The organism is Alcanivorax sp., assembly GCF_014762765.1.
Taxonomy (GTDB): Bacteria; Pseudomonadota; Gammaproteobacteria; order Pseudomonadales; family Alcanivoracaceae; genus Alcanivorax.
The window spans coordinates 1-1928 of record NZ_JABURH010000137.1; the positions used below are offsets into that span (position 1 = coordinate 1).

The 1928-nt window shown below is 58.2% G+C and carries 1 protein-coding gene; it reads right to left on the bottom strand.

Translation table 11 applies throughout. The annotated features are described in order from the left end of the window. Window positions 1-560: 560 nt before the first annotated feature. A partial coding sequence (locus HUJ17_RS09640; RefSeq protein WP_290510494.1) for a peroxidase family protein occupies window positions 561-1928 on the bottom strand: 1368 nt, incomplete at its 5' end.

The following is a 1928-nucleotide window of genomic DNA, read 5'->3' on the forward strand; positions in this document are numbered from 1 at the left end:
TAACAGCGTATTCAGTCGAACGATTCGACATATCTTTTTTCGACATAATTCTAGCCGGGCACAATATATAGTGCCGAAGAATCCACTATCTTCAGTACCTTACCGAAAAAATGGCAGCCATTCCCATTTGACAAAACTCGAACGAGCGGCCTATTTCCTGAATTTTCCCGATATAGCCTCTTTCTGAAAAATACCTTATATCAACCGTTTAGCTTTTTCTGTAAGCCATATCCTACAAGCCAGGATTGCCCATCTGTTGAGCACGAGAGGGTTTGGAAGTTTTGGGGTCTGTGGATTGAGGATTCGCCATGCAAGCATAGTTATTCGCAACGCTCACCCTTCGGGCCGCACGGAACTACGTGCGTTACTCCGCTGCGCTACGTTCCTGAGGGAATATTCAGGGGGCGAGTGTTTGCGGGAATTCTGGAAGGGTATAGCCACGTAGCTTTCGCGGCCGGACGGCCGCTCCCACGGGGTGTGGCGATGTGGCTGGCATAAAAAAGCCCGGGCAGCTTGTGGCTGCCCGGGCCTGGTGGTGGCGGTGTTAGCGCCGCTCTCCCTTAACGGTCTTCGTAACGCTGGTGCTTGAAGAAGATACCGGTGTCACCGAATTGGGACAGGGTGAACTCGGACCGGGTGACCAGTTCACCGATTTTGATGGCGCTGTTGCGGCGCTCGCGGGCGTAGCGTTCGGTGACCCAGGGCCAGATGGACGTCTTGATCTGCATATCGGTGCCGTAGACGTCGTACACCTTGGTGCCCGCCGGGATGGCCGTGAGATCGTCACGGAAATCGTGGGGGGCGGTGCTGATGGTGTTTCTCAGATCCGGGTTGGGCACGAAGTAGACCTGCGTCGGGGTTTTGACGCTGCCTGCTGCGCTGCCATCCTGGTTCACTTTGGCCATGTCGCTCATCACCAGCAGGGTGGGCTTTGTGGATACCAGGGAGAACAGGGTGGTGGTGCCCAGGGTCTCGTTCACTTCCGCCTGCACGTAGTTGGACAGTTCGTTGGCGAAGATGTTGTGGTTGTCGCCTTGGCCACTAAGGGTATAGAGCGCCGATACGTTTTCGGAGCGTTTGCCATCCACCAGCAGTTTCAGCGCCAGGCCGGGGGCGAAGCCACGGTCGGACGGGTCGCCGGTGACGGACAGGCGCAGCAGGCCGTGGTCGGCGCCCTGGAACAGGCCGCTGTAGTCATGGCCCGCTACGGACTGGAACTGCACCTTGGCCAAAGCACCGCGCGGGTGAATCGGCTTGCTGTAACCCGGGGGCGCCACGTCGGTGACATCCTGCACTTTCTTCCACAGTACCGAGTTGATCAGGCCGCCGATGTCGATGGGTTCGATGGCGGGCACCTCACCCTCTTCGTAGCTGGTGCGCAGGGCGCCGTTGACCCACAGATGATCCTGCTTGGCCTGGGCGGACCAGTCCTGATAGTCGTCGGGCATGTTCAGGCCCCAGGGTTTGAAGGCGTTGTCCATGCCCACCAGGCTTGCGGCCAACGCCGGGAAGTGACGACGAATCACGTCCACCATGGTGTGGTCTTCCACCCAGTCGATACCGGCGGCGGTGTAGACCTCGTCGGTATAGTCGGTGGTGAAGAAGCGGTCGGTCATCAGACGACGGGAGGCATTGAGAATGAAGATCTGGAAAGAGGTTTCGCCAAAACCAAAGCCTTCCGGACGGGTTTCTTCCGCCAGCTGCCCCACCAGGGTGTCGATCATTTCGATGTCGTTGTTGTAGAGCGACTTCAGGTCCGCCAGCAGCTGGGGATCGCTGGTGAGATCTTCGAATTTCGTGATGGGCTTGAGGCCGATCTGGCGGCGGAATTCGTTGTAGCGCGGCACGCCACGTTCCCGGTCACGCAGTACGTCGATGGCGGCCATGTCGATGTCGCCGATCAGCGGCATGGACAGGTTACGCAGGAA